The organism is Shewanella sp. FDAARGOS_354, assembly GCF_002209245.2.
GTDB lineage: Bacteria > Pseudomonadota > Gammaproteobacteria > Enterobacterales > Shewanellaceae > Shewanella > Shewanella xiamenensis.
This window is the reverse complement of the sequence record NZ_CP022089.2, coordinates 2,931,999-2,951,079: the sequence shown is the minus strand read 5'-3', so window position 1 is coordinate 2,951,079 and position 19,081 is coordinate 2,931,999. Positions and strand designations below refer to the sequence as shown.

Genomic DNA, 19,081 nt, shown 5'->3' with positions numbered 1-19,081 from the left:
TACTTTATTAAGCCTAATTAAGTGGAAATTGCTGCTGCATGTAGGACGCTACAATTTCGGCCTTTCTGTTTGGCCTCGTAAAGCGCTTTGTCTGAGCAGGAAATCCAACTTGAACTGCTCGTAATATGTTTGCCTATTTCACATACGCCAAGGCTGACAGTCACTTTAATCTTCAGCCCCTCATACACTACGGTGGATTCAGCGATCTTTTCCCTCAAACGCTCGGTAAAGTTGAGGGCATCGGTGCCACTGGTATTGGGCATGACTACCGCAAACTCTTCGCCGCCATAGCGACCGACACAGTCGGTTTCCCGCAATGAATGACTCAGAAGATGGGCGATATGTTGAATAACCTTGTCACCTGCAAGGTGGCCGTAGGTGTCATTGATATTTTTGAAATGATCAATATCAATCATCACCAAGCTTGCTACACCGGAATAACGGGCATAGAGATCGTACTCGTGTTCCAAGCATAGTTGCCAATGGCGGCGATTATGCAGTTGCGTTAATCCATCGGTTTGACTAAGACGCTCTAACTGTTCGTTGGCGGCCTTGATCTGCAACTTATTCACGGCGATATCGGTGACATCATAAATAATCACACTGATATGGGTAATTTTGCCTGTTAATGAAGCGAGAGGCAGCAAAGTTACGTTCTGGTACATAAAATCGGCGCGCCCAGTAATTGGACGATAGTTTTTAAACTGAAACACGTAAGGTCTTTGTTCCCAACTAATAAATGCTCGATTTTTGAGCATAAAAACCGATTCCATTTTTTGCTTTAGCCAAGTAGCTGGCAAATCTGGGAAGCGGCTAAACAGGTTTTGACCTTTAATAGAATTGGGTGAAACGCCACTATGGTTTTCCATAAAGCCGTTCCACAGTTGGATATTATAATCGCGATCTAATACCACGAGACCCACTTCTATGGTTTGTACCATATCGATTAGCCAATGGAGTTCGTTCATTGCGCTTTGATCGTTTGACATAAGGTAAAGTCCAACTGATTAATCGAGTAAATAACCGAGTTTGTAGCTCAGTGTCGGAATAGAGTCTTCGGTAAAGAGCAACAGTAAGTCGCATTGAATATTATGATTTTCAATACGATAGTTGATTTCCATCGCTAATGTTCTGTGCCATTTTTCCGAATTATCATGGATAAGATCATTCACTGTACAGTGACGGCCCAACACCACAGGATGGGCTTGGCTGAATTTCATATCGAGTTGTTCTGAGATCCCATTCAGGAATGCACCAATCAATACGTTCCCCGTGTCGATCAGTACTTCAATCTCGGTATTCTTATCCTCAGGATTTGCAACCCCCATGAGCTTGGCCATATCTTTAAAGCTTGAATCATGGAATAACAACAGTGCTTCACCCGCAACGCCTGCACCAATAAATCCTTGGCAAAGTGCTGAAACAGTTGAGCTTTCTTCTGTTGCTTTCAGAGCCATGGTCAGTTCGCTGACTTCGAGCACGTTCACATTGGGGATAGGTAATAGGACAAATACGTCGAGTAATTTGGCGAGCAAATCGGCTGCACGGCCCATGGCAACGTTAGCGATCTCTTGGCAGGCATCACGCATATCGACTTTGATCATCGGCGTGTCTTCCACCTGATCTTTCTGCGTTAGGGTAAGAATGCCGTACTCTTGGAGGATATTACTGATGGCATCAGCACTGACGGGTTTTTGGATAAAGTCCAATGCACCTAGAGCTTTAACACGTTCATGAGCTTTGATTTGTATATCACCCGAGACCACAATGATAAGGGCGGGGAGATCGTTTTGTTGAACGGTTTGTAGTACTTCATAACCATCCATTACGGGCATATTGAGATCGAGGAAGACCACTTCGCCTTTACCTGCGCGAATGGCATCTAACCCTTCGGCACCATTGGTCGCGTAGGTAATCTCGACATCCCACTCTTTGGGAAGGGTGCGAGCCATTTGTTTACGCGCCATAGCGGAATCGTCACAGATGAGTACAGAGATTGTCATGCTGACTACAGATCCTTATTTGCCCATTTATTGAAGATAACACTAATTCTTCATGTTTGAGTGACGAATTATGTGCTTCGGGCAAGTTTGATTTACATCATCTATATATAACTTATAGATTTAATTAGCTAATTTTATTTATCTTGCCATTAAATTCTAAAGGCATAGTGCGATTAAAATTGTGGTTAGCTAAGTTAACTTCGTTATTTATCGCAAAAAATACCTCGATTTTGCGACCATCTATATGCTTAATCCATCAACAGATGTCTACAGTATCGATCCTCTATCTGCACAGGTATACATGCTGTAGGTAAGCGGAGTTGCTAGAGATGCATTTTGTTCAAATTAGACGCTGGCATGGGCTGAACAGCATCGTAAATTTATTCTAACAGCTTCATAAATCAGAATTTGTTAGGTTTTAGATTGCAGCCTAACATAATCGCACACTAATACTTAACGGTGACTGACAATATTTTGACTAAAGTCAAAATTCGGCCTTATGTTACATGTTTTGGTTAATCATGCCAAACATGTTAACATTTGGTCTGGACTGACCAGTAGCAGGATATTTCATGGGTGAGCGTTGTGTGCAAGTTACGGTTGAGAATGGCATCGCAAATGTTGTGCTTAATCGTCCAGAAAAGTTCAATGCAATTAATTATTTGATGTTTAGCGAACTCGATAAAACCATCAAAAGGATTAAATCAGATCCGCGTATTCGGCTAGTAATTTTATCTGGCGCTGGAGGTCATTTTAGTTCTGGCTTGGATGTCAAAAGCGTGATGTCGGCGCCGATGCAAGCAGTTAAATTGCTGTTTAAAGGGTTGCCAGGCAATGCCAACCTAGCCCAAAGAGTATCCCTTGGCTGGCAGCGTTTACCTGTACCCGTTATCGCGGTATTGGAAGGCTGCTGTTATGGTGGAGGAATGCAAATCGCTTTAGGTGCGGATTTTAGGATAGCAAGCCCTGACAGTAAGTTATCCATTATGGAGGCCAAATGGGGGCTGGTGCCCGATATGGCAGGCCTAGTGGCATTGCGGCAAATTATGCCAAAGGATCAAGCGATGTTACTCAGTCTCACGGCAAAAGTGCTCTCTGGCGAAGAGGCTAACACCTTAGGTTTAGTGACTCAGTTAAGTGATAACCCAATGTTAAGCGCGCAACAATTGGCGGAAGAACTCCTCAATACCTCCCCCGATGCGGCTGCGGCAATTAAGCTGAGTATTAACCGCAGCTGGACTGCTTCGGTCCGTGCGTTGCTATGCCGCGAGTCATGGAGTCAAGTGAGATTACTGCTTGGCAAAAATCGTACTATCGCTGCGGTTCGTCAGTTAAAAGATCCCACTAAACCCTACAAGGATCGCCAGTCTGGCTGGTAACTTGGTTGATGCCATTAGCGAGAAAGCCATGTTAAAGACTTCCTCAATGCTGAGGCTGCGTTGCTGTGTCGAGCTTTATTTTGTTCTAGCAAGCCGTGCTCGTAAAATCAGGGGGATTAAAATTTCAATAGGCGCCGCTCATTCGGGCGGCGAATCCTCTAATGGCCGATAAACAATTCTGCCAAGCGCTTTCATTATCCAGATTCAATGCCAGCGTTGTCTGCCGATAATTGGGTGCCTCTAAGGTCACTGCCAGCGTTTTACGTTGTTCAGCCGTTTCTAATGAGGCGGGGTGACCATCGGGTGATTGAATGTCGAGTATCGGCATCGTGAGTTTAGCGAGCTTCTCGGCTATGGCTTGGTTGCGCGTTTCGTCTGCACTGTAGGGATTGATGACAATCAATACATCGGGATCGGCAATTTTCTTTTGGCTTAATAGGCTTATCAATAATCCAGCACTTTGATCGGCGGTGATCAGTACTCGTTTGCCAGGATAATCGCTACCAACGCTGTCGAGCTGTGACATGCTTTTAACGAGAAAGTCTTCTTGCTCAAGGAGATGCTTATTACTGTCTTCAGGCTTTACCTTTTGACTTGGTTTATTGGAAGGCGTGGTTAATTGCGCTGACCCCGCAGTCGCGACTTCAGTTGCTGGGGTGGCAAAATTGGGCGCTGGTGGTTCTGTTGGCGGCGTGAGGCTTAAGCTCGCCCAGCCGGCAGCATTGATATTACGTCGGACAAAGGCCATTAATCCGGGCGCATCGGCGGTGCCATTAGTGGCGGGTAAAATAATGGCTGCACCGAGTTTTTTTCGGCCTTCCCACGAGCGGACTAAGAGTTCAAGTGGTTGGTCATCAATGGTGATTTGTTTGATCTCATTGGCGGGTAAATAGCTGCTCGCTCTTTTAACGGGCGTCGGTTTGTTAGGATTAGACTGAGCTACTTCGGCGCTAGGCTCGGGAGTTTGGCTACTGGGATCGGCGGCGAGTAAGCTCGCACTGGCGAGAGCTAAGGTGAGGCTCAATACCGAGGGAATGATACGCGCCATAGAATTGATAACCACCTGTGTAGTCTTATAAATTCAATTAGCTAGAGTATAACCTTAAGCAGCGTAGCAGAAGCAATTTTTGCTTAAGGTCGTGACGGCGACCGCGCACTGCGGCGCCTAGACAGACTTATGCGAAAAAAATGTTTATACAACAGAGAAAATAAAAACGCCCAGCGATTGGCTGGGCGTTTGTGTTTTAGCTTAAGCGAGCCGGATAAGGCTCGGTTTAATGCCAATCAAGATTAAACATGGCTAACTAGCACCATACGAATCGCATCAAGCTGCAACTGACTCGCATCGAGGTAAGTGGTCAGCTCCCGTATTTGGTTGCGTAGGTATTCTAATTCTTCCTCACGGATATTGGGGTTGACCGCTTTGAGGGACTCTAAACGTTCGAGTTCGCCTGTAAGCTGGCTGGTCATCTTCTCGCGCGCTTGAGCCACTAATTCATTGACGGCCACTTGGGCATACTCTTCGCCTTTAGCAAATAACGGATGCAGAATTGGCTGTGAGGCCGTGACTAACTTGCTACCAATATGACGGTTTACCGCGCTTAACTGTTTGTCAAAACTGGTGTAATCGACCTTGGCTGACAGATCGTTGCCATTTTTATCCAGCAGAATACGGATTGGCGTAGGCGGTAGATAACGATAGAGCTGGCTCGATTTAGGCGCCGAGGCATCTGCCATATAAATCAGTTCTAAAAACAGGGTGCCCGCAGGCAATGCCTTGTTTTTTAATATCGCAACACTTGTGGTACCGGTATCCGAGCTAGTGATCAAGTCGAGGCCGGTTTGCACCAGTGGATGCTCTTGGGTGATCAAGGCAATATCATCACGGGAGAGTGCGGTATCACGGTCGAAGGTGACGGTAACGCCATCCTCATGCAGGCCGGGATAAGTCGGGAACATCATATGCTCGCTTGGACGCAGGATGATCGAGTTTTCGCCTTTATCTTCCTGGTCGACACCGATAATGTCCCACAAGCGGATCACCGAACCAATCAGCTTAGTATCTTGATCGCTTTGGGCTAAACGCTCGACAATCGCTTTGGCTTTATCGCCGCCATGGGAGTTGATTTCCAGCAGTTTATCACGGCCTTGCTCCATGGCGTGTTTCAGTTCTTTGTAACGGCTTTGGGTGTGGTTGAGCAGATTGGTTAGCTCATCTTCATCACCGCCGACAAGGACATTTAACAGATCTTCGGCAAATTCACTGAAAAGTATATGGCCGCCAGGGCAGGTAAGCTCGAAGGCATTTAGACCTTGGTGATACCATTGGAGTAAACGCTCCTGTGCCGTATCTTGCAGATAAGGCAAGTGAATTTGGATATCGTTCTTTTGACCAATACGGTCCAAACGGCCGATACGCTGCTCCAATAAATCTGGGTTTAATGGCAGATCGAACAACACTAAGTGGCTGGCAAACTGGAAGTTACGACCTTCAGAACCAATTTCTGAACAGATTAACGCCTGAGCGCCGCCGTCTTCTTGGGCAAAGTAAGCACCCGCTTTATCGCGCTCGATGATCGACATGCCTTCGTGGAATACGGTCGCTTGAATGCCTTCACGGGTACGCAGGGCTTCTTCTAAGCTCAGGGCGGTATCGGCGCCACTGGCGATAATCAGCACTTTCTTGCTGCGGTGCGACTTTAAAAACTCGATTAACCAATCCACGCGAGGATCGAATTTCCACCAACTGGCGCTGTTGTCTTCAAATTCTTGATAGAGTTTTTCAGGGCTTAAGGCTTGTGCCGCTTTCGCTTCTAAGGTTTTACGACCGCCCATCATCTCATTCACGCGTGCAGCGGTAAGATACTGCTCAGGCATCGCATGGGGATAGGCGTTGAAAATACGTTTCGGAAAACCTTTTACCGAGGCGCGGCTGTTGCGGTAAAGCACGCGGCCAGTGCCGTGGCGATCAAGCAGTTCTTGCAGTAATTCGCTGCGCGCCGCTTGTTGCAATTCGCTGTCGATGCCTTCGGCTTGAATTAACCGAATGCTCGGCGCTATGTCTTTTTCGCTGAGTAATTCGGTTAAGCTGTTGATAGCGGTATCGGATAATTTGCTTTCGCCCGCTAAAGCTTCGGCGGCGATGGCGACATCTTTGTAGCTGTTTTCTTCAGCAAGGAAGGCGTCGTAGTCATAGAAACGATCTGGGTCGAGTAGGCGCAAGCGCGCAAAATGGCTCTCGTGACCGAGTTGATCCGGTGTTGCGGTCAGTAATAATACGCCCGGTACGACTTCGCTTAAGGCTTCAACCACTTGGTAGGCGCGGCTTGGGGCGTCTTCGGTCCACTCTAAATGGTGCGCTTCATCAACCACTAACAGATCCCAATCGGCATCGAGTGCTTGGTCGAGACGTTTCTTTTTGCGCAGTAATTCGAGTGAACAAATCACTAACTGTTCGGTATAGAAAGGGTTGTCATGGTCGGCAAAGGCTTCAACGCAACGGTCTTCATCAAACACGGAGAAGCGCAAGTTAAAGCGGCGCAGCATTTCCACTAACCACTGATGGCGCAGGGTATCCGGCACAATAATCAATACTCGTTCGGCACGGCCTGTCAGCAGTTGTTGGTGGATAATTAGCCCTGCTTCGATGGTTTTACCCAAACCCACTTCGTCGGCCAGCAACACCCGCGGCGCATAACGGCGACCCACTTCATGGGCAATCCACATTTGATGGGGGATAAGACCAACGCGTGGCCCTTGTAAGCCGAGTAAATCAGAGGTCGCCAGTTGATTGCGCAGTAACTGGCATTGGTAACGAATGCCGAAACGATCGAGGCGGTCAATCTGACCCGCAAACAGGCGATCCTGCGGTTTGTTAAAACGAATGTTGTGGTTTAACAGGGTCTCACGCAGGCTGGTTTTCTCACCTGTTTCGCTGTGGATTCCGTGGTAGACGACGAGACCGTCTTTTTCGGTGAGTTCTTCGACCGAGAGACTCCAGCCTTCATGGCTTTCAACCGTATCGCCAGGGTTGTATATGACGCGGGTCAGCGGGGCTTCGTTACGCGAGAACATACGGTTCTCACCAGTCGCAGGGAATAACACTGTGACCATGCGGCCTTCAACTTGTACGACTGTTCCTAAACCAAGCTCTGACTCGGTATCACTTATCCAACGTTGTCCTAAGGCAAACGGCATCTTAAATTCTCATCTCTGGGCGGACTCTAACAAAGGGCGCGTATGTTATATCAATACTAGGGATATTTGAATCGCCCTCTCAACCGTTAGAGACTAATTCTCCACACAGCAGATTACAAATTGAACAGTGAAGAAAATTCTCTGTTGCAGCTCGAGGTTTTGTCATGCTTCTGTCATATCGAGGGACCTACACTGCTTTCGAGTCTCTGATGATTTGGTTGGCATTCATTGAGAATGGTGCCAATATTAGTGTAAGCCGCTAGCTATCTTTATTCGGTAGAGGCTTGAACTTAAAGATCATTCTTAACCTAACGCCAATCAGCAAAGGAGCCATATCCACTCACTGGGAACGAGATATAACATAAAAACAATCGAGCACTCTGGAGGCGCCATGGAACAAGACGACAGAAAGTTGTTTGTACTGGATACCAATGTGTTACTACATGAACCTTTGGCGATCTATTCGTTTAAAGAGCACGATGTAGTCATTCCGATGACTGTGCTAGAAGAGCTAGACCAGATTAAAGATCGAAAGAGTGATGTGAGTCGCGATGCGAGAGTTGCCATTCGGGCATTGGAAGATACCCTCGGCGGCGATACAACACCGGAACAAATTATTAATGGCGTCCCTTTGCCAAGTCGAGAAGGGCATGCCGATGCAATAGGCTCACTTTCTATTTTCCCTGACCATCTTGTCGATTTTACCTTAGGTGCCCTGCCGGGGGATGGCAACGATAACCGCATTATCAATACCGCACTACATCTACAAAATCTTCACCATCCACGCACTGTGGTACTCGTCACTAAAGATATCAATATGCGTCTTAAGGCCAAGGGCGCGGGTATTCAATTGGTTGAGGATTATCGAACCGACCAGCTGATCGACGATATTCGTTTCCTCAGCAAGGGCTTTTATCAGTTCGAAGGTAATTTTTGGGAGCATTTAAACAAAGTGTCCACCGAGCGCCACGGTCGGCATACGATTCATGAAGTCCCACTGAAAGATTTAGACAACGAACCCTTTTACATTAACCAGTATCTGATTGACACCGAATCTGATTTTTGTGGGCGCGTCACCGAGCGTAGCGATACTCATCTGCATATTTTGGATTTGGGCCGCGAGCGCTTAAAAAACCTCGAGGCGTGGGGCGTTAAACCTAAGAATGTTTACCAAGGCATGGCGCTGCAAGCCTTGCTCGATCCCGATATCGATCTGGTGATCTTAACGGGGCCAGCGGGTTGCGGTAAAACCTTACTGGCAATGGCGGCTGCGCTTGAGTTGGTAGTGGAGCGTAATCGCTACGATAAGGTGATTGTGACTCGTAATACGCCAGAAATTGCCGAATCGATAGGTTTTTTACCCGGCACCGAAGAAGAAAAGATGATGCCATGGCTCGCGGCCATTACCGATACCTTAGAAGTGCTGCATAAGAATGATGTCAATCCGACCGGCAGTTTGAACTACATCATGGAGAAGGCGAATATCCAATTTAAGTCGATCAACTTTATGCGCGGCCGCTCGATCCAAAACTCCATTGTGCTTTTGGATGAATGTCAAAACCTGACGGCGTCGCAGATCAAAACCATGATCACTCGGATGGGGGAAGGCACAAAATTGATTTGTTGCGGTAACTTAGCGCAGATCGATTCCAATTATCTCACCGCAGTGACCTCGGGTTTAACCTACATTGTTGAGCGTTTTAAAGACTTTGAAGGCAGTGCAAACTTGTACCTGAATGGCGTGGTGCGTTCACGCTTAGCTGAATACGCTGAAGAACATCTCTAACCATTAACTAAATTGTTACAAAAGGTCTCACTTGTGGGGCCTTTATTTTTAGCCATTTCTATGATTTTTCAGTTAGCTAACCATAGACTTTGCTAGTCTGAGAGCGGCAATTATTTGATGTGACTCGGGGTTTCTTCCTGCTAATATAAGGACCCATAAATGAACTCCGTAACTTTTGCCACCGATGGCTAAATCAAGTGCTGCAATCAAGGGTAGTGGATGAAATCGAGTGAGCCGGATCTCCAGCTAAAATCGCCGATCCAAAAGAATTATAACCGTGCCGTTTTTTATACTTATATCGGTGTAATTGTCCTGTCGTTGCTGACGGCGTGGATGTTTTTCGATCGCCAGAAAAGCCAGCAGATGGATCAGCGTGAAGAGCAGGTTGAACGCCATGTATTGCAAATTGACTTACTACTGGAGTCGAGCATTCGTGCGGTGAAGAGCTTGCGGGATGTGGCAGTGGATCATCTACGTTTAGGTGAGTTAGTGCGTAAGGATCGCTTACCGCAGTACGGCAAATTTAACGAAAGTGGTCAGTATTTTACCTTAGAGCCTAATTACGCCAAAGGTGGCAAGCCATTCACTAATATGGGGCGGATCACGGGCGCGGGTTCCCTCGATGGTCGCAGTGATAAGTTCTACCAAGAGCTGGAAATGCTGTTCGAGTTATCGCTGTCTTTCCCTGTGGCCAAAGAAGCCGCACCCAAAGCCTCGGCAATTTATTATCTATCGCGCCAGCGGATGATGTCCTACTTCCCTTGGACCAATGATGATCAACGTTTTAGAGACGAGTTGCTCAATAAAAAACAATTCCAATACGCGACGCCAGCGATGAACCCGCAACGCAGCGTGTTTTGGAGTGAGGCCTACGTCGACTCCACAGGTAAAGGCTTATTGACCACCTTAGGTGTGCCCGTTTACCTCGACGATGAGTTTATGGGCTCGATAAACCTCGATATGACCTTAGCCTCATTGGCGCGGCAAATTCGGGTGTACTTCAAAATGCCGGGGACGGTCATCCTGCTCGATCAGCAGAATAATATTTTATCCCACAGTGATTTTGATGGCTCTGATATCAATCGGGTGTATCACATAAGCCAGCGCATTCCTTCTGAGCTGCATTCGTTGCCTGAGTCTGAATTATTCGACGCCCACGAAGGCATTATTCGTAACGGTTACTATATCCACTCGGTTGCGCTGCATAATGCGCCTTGGCGCTTGTTGTATCTGCAAAATGAAGACGATCTGTTCCAAGATTCGGTCGAAAAACTGCAACTGACCTTTATCCTTGTGGTCATCGCTCTGTCGGTGCTGGTGACCATAGTACACTGGCAAACGCGCCGCTCTTTTGTGAGCCCTGCATCGCGGCTGTTATCCCACTTAGAGGGCTGCTCCCAAGAACCGCGTAAACCGCCGGAAAAAATCACCCCTGGTTGGGAGCCTTGGTTCCTATTGGTCAGCCGCATTTTTGAGGAAAACAAGCAATACACTCACCATCTGGCCGAGCAAAATAAACGACTCGATAAACTGGTCGCGCGTCGTACTGAGCGGTTAAAAGATGCTACCGAGCGCCGCGAACGTGAATATGCGCTATTGCGGTCCTTACTCGACTCTATCCCAGAAGCCATTGTCTTTAAAGATAAAGAGGGCAATTACCTCGGCTGTAACAAGGCCGCCGAGCGGATGTTGGGTTACACCGAAAGCGAGATGATCGGTCTGTCGTCGGAGGATTTAACCTCGCCAGAGATGGGCATTCGTATTCGTGCCGAGGATGAGCAGATCCTAAAAGATCGCACGCCGCTGCGTTATCAAGAGAAGGTCGAGTTAGCGGGCAAACCTGTGTTGCTCGACACCCTGAAACTGCCTTTCTATAACCGTCGTGGTGAGCTGCAAGGCTTAATTGCCGTGTGGCGCGATGTCACGCGTGAGTACGAGTCCGCCGAACAGTTACGTCTGTCGGAAGAGCGTTACCACTTAGCGATGGATGCGGTAGAGGACGGTCTATGGGACTGGTATTTGGATTCGGAGCATATTATTTGCAACCCATCCTATTATTCGATGCTGGGGTATAAACCCAATGAATTCCCTGCGTTATTGTCGGCGATTGATCAACTGACGCATCCCGACGATAGAATTCGCGTCGAAGAATATCGTAATCAGTATCTGCAAAACCCGGTCGATGCTTATGAAATCGAGTTTCGGATTTTAGGTAAAAATGGCAGTTATCACTGGGTGCTTTCCCGTGGACGGGTAGTGGAATTTACCGCCGATGGTCAGCCTAAGCGTATGGTCGGTACCCATAAGGACATCACGCGCCATAAGAGTAACGAAGTGGCGCTGTTGGAGGCGAAGCAGGACGCGGAATTGGCCAACCTGTACAAGAGTGAATTTTTGGCGAATATGAGCCATGAAATCCGCACGCCAATGAACGCTATTATCGGTATGTTGCAGTTGGCGCAGCGCACCTCGCTGACGGCGCAGCAGAAGGATTACCTCGAAAAAGCCGGTTTCTCGGCGCAGTCGTTACTGCGGATTATTAACGATATTCTCGACTTCTCTAAGATTGAGGCGGGTAAGTTAGAGTTGGAGCGGGTGCCGTTTCCGCTGGATAAAGTGCTCGATCATGCCCTCGATCTCAACGCGCTTAAGGCGCAGGAACAAGGCGTTGAATTATTGCTGTATGCGCCAGTGACGGCAGGGCTCATTCTTAAGGGCGATCCACTGCGTCTAGGCCAAGTGCTGATCAATTTGTTGTCTAACGCGGTGAAGTTTACCCAATCCGGCGAGATTGAACTGGGATGTGAAGATGTCGGCGAGCGCGATCACCGGATTACCTTAAAATTCTGGGTGCGGGATACCGGTATTGGGATCAGTAAAGATCAGCAGGAAAAGTTATTCGATGCCTTTGCCCAAGCCGATGGTTCGACGACCCGTAAATACGGCGGCACAGGCTTAGGTTTATCGATCAGTAAGCATTTGGTCTCCATGATGGGTGGCAAGATGCAAGTACAGAGTGAGTTAGGCGTCGGCAGTACCTTTAGTTTTACCATCAGCTTTGAGATTGCTGAAGAGGCCAAGGTTGAGCCCTTAGTTGTGCCTGAAAAACTCAATAATTTACGCACACTTGTGGTGGATGATAACCCAACGGCGCTGCAAATTTACTCAGCGTTGATGCGCGATTTCCACTTTGAGGTGGATACTGCCGCGAGCGGCGCCGAGGCGCTGTATAAGTTGTCGCGAGATCCTATCGATTTATTGTTGCTCGACTGGATGATGCCAGAAATGGATGGCAGTGATGTGATTAGCGCCATCGATACCATGGTGGCCGAAGGTCGGATCGCGAAACGGCCAATCATTATTATGATGACGGCCTATGCGGCTGAACCTTTGCAACTTGAAGTCGATAGTGCCAATGTGTTTGCTGTGTTGCAAAAGCCCTTTAAGGCCTCGAGCCTGTTCGATGAGATTATTGCCGCCTTTGCCGACGAGCCAAGGCTCAATGTCGCACAGCCTATTGCTGAAGTGGCTGTCGAAGAAGGTGAGCACACAGGTTTAGTGCTCTTGGTTGAAGATAACTTTATCAACCAACAGGTTGCGACAGAGCTGTTAAAGAGTGCGGGTTACGAAGTCGTCGTTGCAGGAAATGGCCAAATTGCGTTGGATATTATCGACTCGCGCCCCTTCGATGCGGTATTAATGGATATTCAAATGCCAGTAATGGATGGTTTAACGGCGGCGCGGGCACTGCGTGAACGTTACAGCGCTGATGCCTTACCGATTATCGCCATGACAGCCCATGCGATGTCTGGTGATCGGGAAAAGAGTCTCGCCGCAGGGATGAATGCCCATATTACTAAGCCTATCGTGCTATCCGAATTATTTGAAACCTTAACCCATTGGATTAAGCACAAACATAATCACCATTAATTGTTCGCCCGGGGCCAGTGATGGCCCCGCGTGGTTAGTTTCATAGCGTGACCACGTAGACAGCCAGTTCAGGAGGAAAGATGAAACCCCATAGCCTAGCCCTCGCCATCCTGCTCTTAGGTTTGCCAGCCCTTAGCGTTGCCGCTACTCTGCCGAGCACTAAAATTGTTAAACAAAGCCAAGTAGCCAAGGGATTTCTCAATTTTTACTATGAACCGAGCGAAGGGGAGTTATACCTTGAGGTGAGTCGCCTCAATCAGCCCTTTCTCTTGGTGACTAGCTTACCTGAAGGGGTTGGCTCTAACGATATCGGCTTAGATCGTGGCCAGTTAGGTCAAACCCGCATGGTGCAGTTTGAACGTCAAGGTCCCTACATCCAGCTTAAGCAACTGAACACCCAGTATCGCGCCAATACCCAAGATGCCGCCGAAAAACGAGCAGTAGAGGAAGCCTTTGCCGATTCGGTATTGTGGCAGGGAAAATTGCTCGAAGGTAAGCCGGATATGGTGGCGATCAGTGAGCTAGTGCTTAATGATCTGCACGGTGTCTCACATGTGCTGCAACAGACGGGACAGGGCAATTATCATCTCGATTTAACCCGCTCGGCGATTTTGCCCGCAGGAGTTAAATCCTTTGAAAACAATAGCGATGTAGATGTGCAATTGACCTTTAAGGGCGATGTTGCTGGCGAGCAAGTCGCTAAGGTCACGCCCGATGGCACCTTTATGTCAGTACGGATGCGTTATTCTTTTGTTGAATTGCCAGGCGAAGGCTATCAAGTTCGCGCCTATCATCCGATGAGCGGCTATCTATCCGATGAGTACCGTGACTATGCGACGGATTTTTCTGAGCCTCTGGTGCAGCGGTTTATTTTGCGCCACCGCCTGCAGAAGGTGAACCCAGGCCCAGCGCCGAGCCAAGTGGTAAAGCCCATCACCTATTACCTCGACCCTGGCGTGCCTGAGCCTATTCGCTCGGCACTGCTCGATGGCGCACGCTGGTGGGAAACGGCCTTCACCCAAGCGGGATTTATCAACGGTTTTAAAGTTGAATTATTGCCGCCCGATGCCGATCCGCAGGATATCCGTTACAACATGATCCAGTGGGTCCACCGTGCGACGCGGGGCTGGTCTTATGGTGCAGCGCTCACCGATCCGCGTACTGGCGAAATCATCAAAGGCCAAGTGACCTTAGGGAGCTTGCGGGTACGCCAAGATTATTTGATTGCCAAAGGATTAACCGCAGGGTGGCAGGATAGAGCGGCGGCAGAGAAGGCCGCTAATGAGCTGGCTTTAGCGCGTATTCGGCAACTTGCTGCCCATGAGGTCGGTCATACCTTAGGGTTAGATCATAACTTTGCCGCCTCAACCAATCAGGATGCCTCTGTGATGGATTACCCCCATCCCAAGCTCCAGCTGAAAGGCAATGATATTGATATTTCAGCACCTTATGGCGTTGGTGTCGGGCCGTGGGATAACTTTGCCATCGCCTACGGTTATAGCGATGAAGGCGATGTGACTGCCCAGTTGACGCTGCAGAATCAGTTGTTGGCCGAGGTCGCGCGTAAGGGACTGCGTTACATCGGTGAAGCCGACTCACGCCAAAAGGATGCCAGTCACGCCTATGCAAGTTTGTGGGACAGTGGTGATGATCCAATCGCTCAACTATTGGAGCTAAATCGCATTCGTGCCAAGGCGATTGAAGGTTTCAGTCGAGCGGCCTTATTGCCTGGCGAGCCGCTTGGTGAATTGGTCGATGCTTTTGTACCTATCTATTTACTCAATCGTTACCAAATCGAGGCTGTCGCAAAATTTATTGGCGGCACCGACTATCACTATTTGTCTATCGGTGAGGGCGGTCGCTGGAGCTATATTGCACCGCCATTACAATTGTCGGGTCTCGATGCGTTGTTAAGCACCTTAGATGCAGCCAGTCTAACGGTCCCACAAACATTGTTAGACACTTTAGTCCCTAAAGCGGGTAATTATCAGCCAACGCGGGAGTCGTTTGAATCGGGGCTTGGGGTGGCGAGCGATCCCCTTGGCATGGCAGAAGTGTCTGCTCGCCACACTGTAAGCTTACTGCTCATGCCAAAACGCTTAAATCGTGTGAGCCAAGCGGCGATGGCCGATAATGAGCAACTCTCGGTTGAGACCCTACTGAATAAGTTGTTTGCCGCCACGTTATATCAGGAAGATAAGCTTGGCTTAGTTGAAGGTGTGTGGATGCGCGTTAATGCGGTGGTGATCGATGAACTCTTGTCGACCTACCATGATCCGCAAACTGCGCCAGAGGTTAAGGCTGCGCTCTTTGAACGTGCTCAATTTGTGATAAAGCAGCTCAAAGCCAAAGCTAACCGAGCCAATGCTAAAGTGGCTGCCCACTATAACGGTTTGGAGCAGGGCCTTAGTGCGGGGCTCTTGGATGCTAATAAAAAGCTTATCCCTAAGCCCTTAACTTTACCGCCAGGCTCGCCTATCTAGTCTTGGTTTGGCTATCAGCATAATAGGCGCTAGCGAATAGAATCGTTAAGCGCCTATTTCTTTTGGATTTTTAGGATAAAAATACTCGGGCTTACGTTCAATATGGGTAAAGCGACGGGTATTTTTATAGGGCAGTTTCATAAAGCCGGAAACGCCATGACCTTGAATTTTACCGACATAATGCAAAATGCGGTCGAGGCTGGCGCGAAACGCCGCCTGTTTACGCGGGTTGAGCAACTTTAAGTAGCTGTGGATCTTTAAGTGGTTCGGTAGGGCTTCAAAAATAATGCAACCCGTATGGTGGATTTGGTTGATGCGTGCCAATTCCTCCATAATTTCGTTCGGTAGTTCAAGGTTTTCATCCGGATCCTTACCATCTTCAAAGTAAGAATGCAGCCGCGATTTATCCTCGAGGGTTGGCACATCGCCCACTTCAAAGGGCAGTTGTAAATCGGCACTGGCGACAAAAGGTTCGTGAATGTTTTCACGCTCGATATGCAGCGTATCCCTGGCGTTAAAAAAGCAGGCCTTAAAGACGCCGATCCGTTTAATTCCCCGTGCGAGGGTCACCATATTATTAACGGCGATGATGAGCGCGCTTTTTTGTTTGGCATCGTAAATGGCAAGATTAGAATCAATAAACACGCCGGTTTCTTGCCAATGAATCGCTAGTCCGCCCACGATCGGATATTGGCCTAGACGACCCACGGCGGCGATAAAGCCTTTTTCGGTGTCGCCCATGCCAGCTAAGAAGTTGCGATAGTATTTTTCGAGTTGAATATCGTCCATCTTGGCGATGGGATCGTAAGCATTATGTTCTTTTAAGAATGATTTACGCGAACTGTAACTGACGGTTTCGACATCTTTTTCACGGGATTGGACCCAGACGGGGATGTCCCCCATCAGCTCAGCTTTTGGCAATTCAGGTAAGTGCAATCTATGGCTGTGGCGCATGCTTTTGAGAAAATAATCTCCCGCTAGATTGCGCTGCACGGCATCACTACTGAGCATGCCTTCCAAGGTGCGTGCTAATTCCATCGGTAAGCCAATGCTGGTGGGCGGGATAACCTGCGCACCGAACCGACTGGCTTGTCCTGAGGCTAAAGCATATAACGTTGCTGCGACGCCTTGCTCGTCAAAGCGTGGGCTGGAGAGTGCGCCGTTTAGCTGTTCTTCGCCAATAAAATACACATCTCCCATGCGGGCATTAGTGTGTTGCTGATCGCTCGACATCAGTGTCATCACATTGTCTTCGACGGCCTTGTTATGTTCATCCCGTTGCGCAAACACGGCGGAGCCCCAGTCGATTAAGGATAAGTGTTGGCTTTCAATATCATAGACAAGGTTTGAAGGCTTAATATCGCCATGTACTAAGGGTTTGCCAGTGCGCAGATAGTAGAGAATATCGGCGAGTTGGCGGGCGATACTCATTACCATTGCGGGAGGCAGAGCGCCTAAGCGGCGGCAAAGTTGCTCCAAATCTTCACCTTTAGCCCGCTCCATCACTAAAATCCCTTGTTTGCCGACCCGCTCAAATTTGATCGTCCCCGGAATGTTGGGGTGTTTGAGCAAGGACAGCATAAAGGCTTCTTCCTCTAAGCGGTCTTGAATATGCTGCGGCAGATTAATTCTTGAGAATTTAAATACATGGGCTTCGTCGGCCTGATTAATTCCCGCAAACACAAAGCCATAAGCCCCCTTACCGATAAACTCAATGTCTCGATAACCCAACTTACTTAACTGTTGTTTACATAAACGGATCCATGCCTTGTGCTTGCGGGCATCGTTAGCCTTGAGCAAATAAATCGATTGCTCTTCGGAAATGTAAAAATGTTGTAGTTGGGGTGTTTGCAATGCGAGGCTCCTTGTTTGGGTTATTTAAACAGCAAGCGGGTATGTTAAGCAAATAGGAGCGGAGATTTATTTTAAGAGGATAAAATGCGCACTGTTTGCGGCTCACCTATCCCATCATTTCGTCGCTGACTTTGATTTATATCAAGTTAAATCGTATAGAGTCTAGGTAATCTTAAGCACATTGGATTGGGATATATTTTTGTTAAATTTCCCGTGGACAAAGTGGATTTAAGGAGGGCATATGCCCGCCCCAGATAAGGCTTTATTGATCGAGTTATTAGAGTTTCCGCGTAAGCGAATTTTACAGTCAATGGAAGTGACTCATTGTCCACATGCGGTATTTTTTAATGATAGCGATGAGCAGTGTCTAACATGCCACCAAGGCATGGAGTGTATCTGGATGAACCAGAATGATGAGCTGGTGGCCGTCGAACAAAAATCCATCTCCGAGCTTAAGCAACAATTGCTTATTGCCGTCGACTTTATTGATTCTTCACTCAGCCCACACCATCTTTCCCGTCGCCAATGCCAATGTGATAACTGTGCTTGGTTACGCCGGGTGCAAGAAGCATTGTCTTAATCATTAACTATTTCCATCGCTATGATTAACTTGCCGTATTTGAGATTTTGCATCCACTCGTAAATGCCATTAGAGTAAGGATAACTTTAGCCTTTTGAGATATACCTATGGAACCTGGTTTTTGGCACGAGAAGTGGCAGCAACAACAGATTGGTTTTCATCAACAAGACGTTAATCCTTTCCTCGTCACGTATTGGCATCAATTGGCGCTTCCCGCCGATGCCAAGGTTTTTGTTCCCCTGTGTGGTAAGTCTTTGGATATGTGTTTTTTAGCCGAGCAGGGGCATCAAGTGATTGGTTGTGAGTTGAATGAACTCGCTGTGCAACAGTTTTTTAGCGATAACCAATTGCCAATGCAGCAAAGTGCAGAAGGCGAACATCAGCATTACCAAACCGAACAGATAAGTTTGTATCAAGGCGATATCTTCACCTTACATCAGTCTATTACGGCGCAAGTGAGTGGTTTTTATGATCGCGCGGCCTTGATTGCCTGGCCTGAGAGTATGCGGGCGCAATATGCCAAGCAATTAGCGCAGTTATTGCCTTCGGGCAGTGTTGGTTTATTGGTGACCTTAGACTACCCGCAGGACGCTTTAAGTGGGCCACCTTTTGCGGTGTCGCCAACTTGGGTAGAAACACATTTAAGTGACGATTTTGAAATCCAGCTCTTGGATTGTCAGGACGTGCTTGCGGACAACCCGAGGTTTGTTAAGAAAGAAGTCCCTTGGTTGAATGAAGCTGCGTATTTATTAAAACGCCGATAAACAGAGTGCATCCCATTGAGCGACAAGCATTTGTGCTGTTGACTGAGTGGGATGTCCCATTAAGGGGATGTGCGGCAATATCTGTTTTTAAGCTTGATATTGTGC

The 19,081-nt window shown here is 48.0% G+C and carries 11 protein-coding genes; 6 read left to right on the top strand and 5 right to left on the bottom strand.

Features of this window, described 5'->3' with window-relative positions:
* Window positions 1-17 precede the first annotated feature (17 nt).
* Window positions 18-989, bottom strand: a complete 972-nt coding sequence (locus CEQ32_RS13280; RefSeq protein ID WP_037430146.1) for a GGDEF domain-containing protein — start codon at window positions 987-989, stop codon at window positions 18-20.
* Between the two features lie 18 nt (window positions 990-1,007).
* Window positions 1,008-2,003 (bottom strand): response regulator, encoded by a 996-nt coding sequence (locus tag CEQ32_RS13275; protein WP_037414066.1) that lies wholly within the window; start codon window positions 2,001-2,003, stop codon window positions 1,008-1,010.
* A 572-nt stretch (window positions 2,004-2,575) separates the two neighbouring features.
* Here CEQ32_RS13275 and CEQ32_RS13270 point away from each other — a divergent pair.
* On the top strand, window positions 2,576-3,382 hold the full coding sequence (locus CEQ32_RS13270) for a crotonase/enoyl-CoA hydratase family protein (protein WP_088586182.1): 807 nt from the start codon (window positions 2,576-2,578) through the stop codon (window positions 3,380-3,382).
* Between the two features lie 124 nt (window positions 3,383-3,506).
* Here CEQ32_RS13270 and CEQ32_RS13265 read toward each other — a convergent pair whose 3' ends face one another.
* Window positions 3,507-4,430 carry a DUF3530 family protein gene (locus CEQ32_RS13265; protein ID WP_088586181.1) on the bottom strand — a complete coding sequence of 308 codons (924 nt, stop codon included), beginning with the start codon at window positions 4,428-4,430 and terminating at the stop codon, window positions 3,507-3,509.
* Window positions 4,431-4,672: 242 nt separating this feature from the next.
* Window positions 4,673-7,579 carry an RNA polymerase-associated protein RapA gene (rapA, locus tag CEQ32_RS13260; protein WP_088586180.1) on the bottom strand — a complete coding sequence of 969 codons (2,907 nt, stop codon included), beginning with the start codon at window positions 7,577-7,579 and terminating at the stop codon, window positions 4,673-4,675.
* A gap of 391 nt (window positions 7,580-7,970) precedes the next feature.
* Here rapA and CEQ32_RS13255 point away from each other — a divergent pair, with 391 nt between their 5' ends.
* From CEQ32_RS13255 to CEQ32_RS13245, 3 genes are all read left to right on the top strand, one after another.
* Complete coding sequence (locus tag CEQ32_RS13255) at window positions 7,971-9,365, top strand: PhoH family protein (RefSeq protein WP_037426948.1); 1,395 nt, start codon at window positions 7,971-7,973, stop codon at window positions 9,363-9,365.
* Window positions 9,366-9,584: 219 nt separating this feature from the next.
* Window positions 9,585-13,295, top strand: coding sequence for a response regulator (locus CEQ32_RS13250; protein WP_037414057.1), 3,711 nt, complete (start codon window positions 9,585-9,587; stop codon window positions 13,293-13,295).
* A gap of 80 nt (window positions 13,296-13,375) precedes the next feature.
* Window positions 13,376-15,778 carry a zinc-dependent metalloprotease gene (locus tag CEQ32_RS13245; protein ID WP_037426950.1) on the top strand — a complete coding sequence of 801 codons (2,403 nt, stop codon included), beginning with the start codon at window positions 13,376-13,378 and terminating at the stop codon, window positions 15,776-15,778.
* 45 nt (window positions 15,779-15,823) lie between these two features.
* On the opposite strand, the gene CEQ32_RS13240 is transcribed toward CEQ32_RS13245, so the two are convergent.
* Window positions 15,824-17,632, bottom strand: coding sequence for a protein kinase domain-containing protein (locus CEQ32_RS13240; protein ID WP_037426953.1), 1,809 nt, complete (start codon window positions 17,630-17,632; stop codon window positions 15,824-15,826).
* Window positions 17,633-17,873: 241 nt separating this feature from the next.
* On the opposite strand from CEQ32_RS13240, the gene CEQ32_RS13235 reads away from it, so the two are divergent.
* Window positions 17,874-18,212 carry a hypothetical protein gene (locus CEQ32_RS13235; protein ID WP_037414054.1) on the top strand — a complete coding sequence of 113 codons (339 nt, stop codon included), beginning with the start codon at window positions 17,874-17,876 and terminating at the stop codon, window positions 18,210-18,212.
* A 107-nt stretch (window positions 18,213-18,319) separates the two neighbouring features.
* Window positions 18,320-18,976 carry a thiopurine S-methyltransferase gene (locus tag CEQ32_RS13230; protein WP_055646846.1) on the top strand — a complete coding sequence of 219 codons (657 nt, stop codon included), beginning with the start codon at window positions 18,320-18,322 and terminating at the stop codon, window positions 18,974-18,976.
* Window positions 18,977-19,081: the final 105 nt, after the last annotated feature.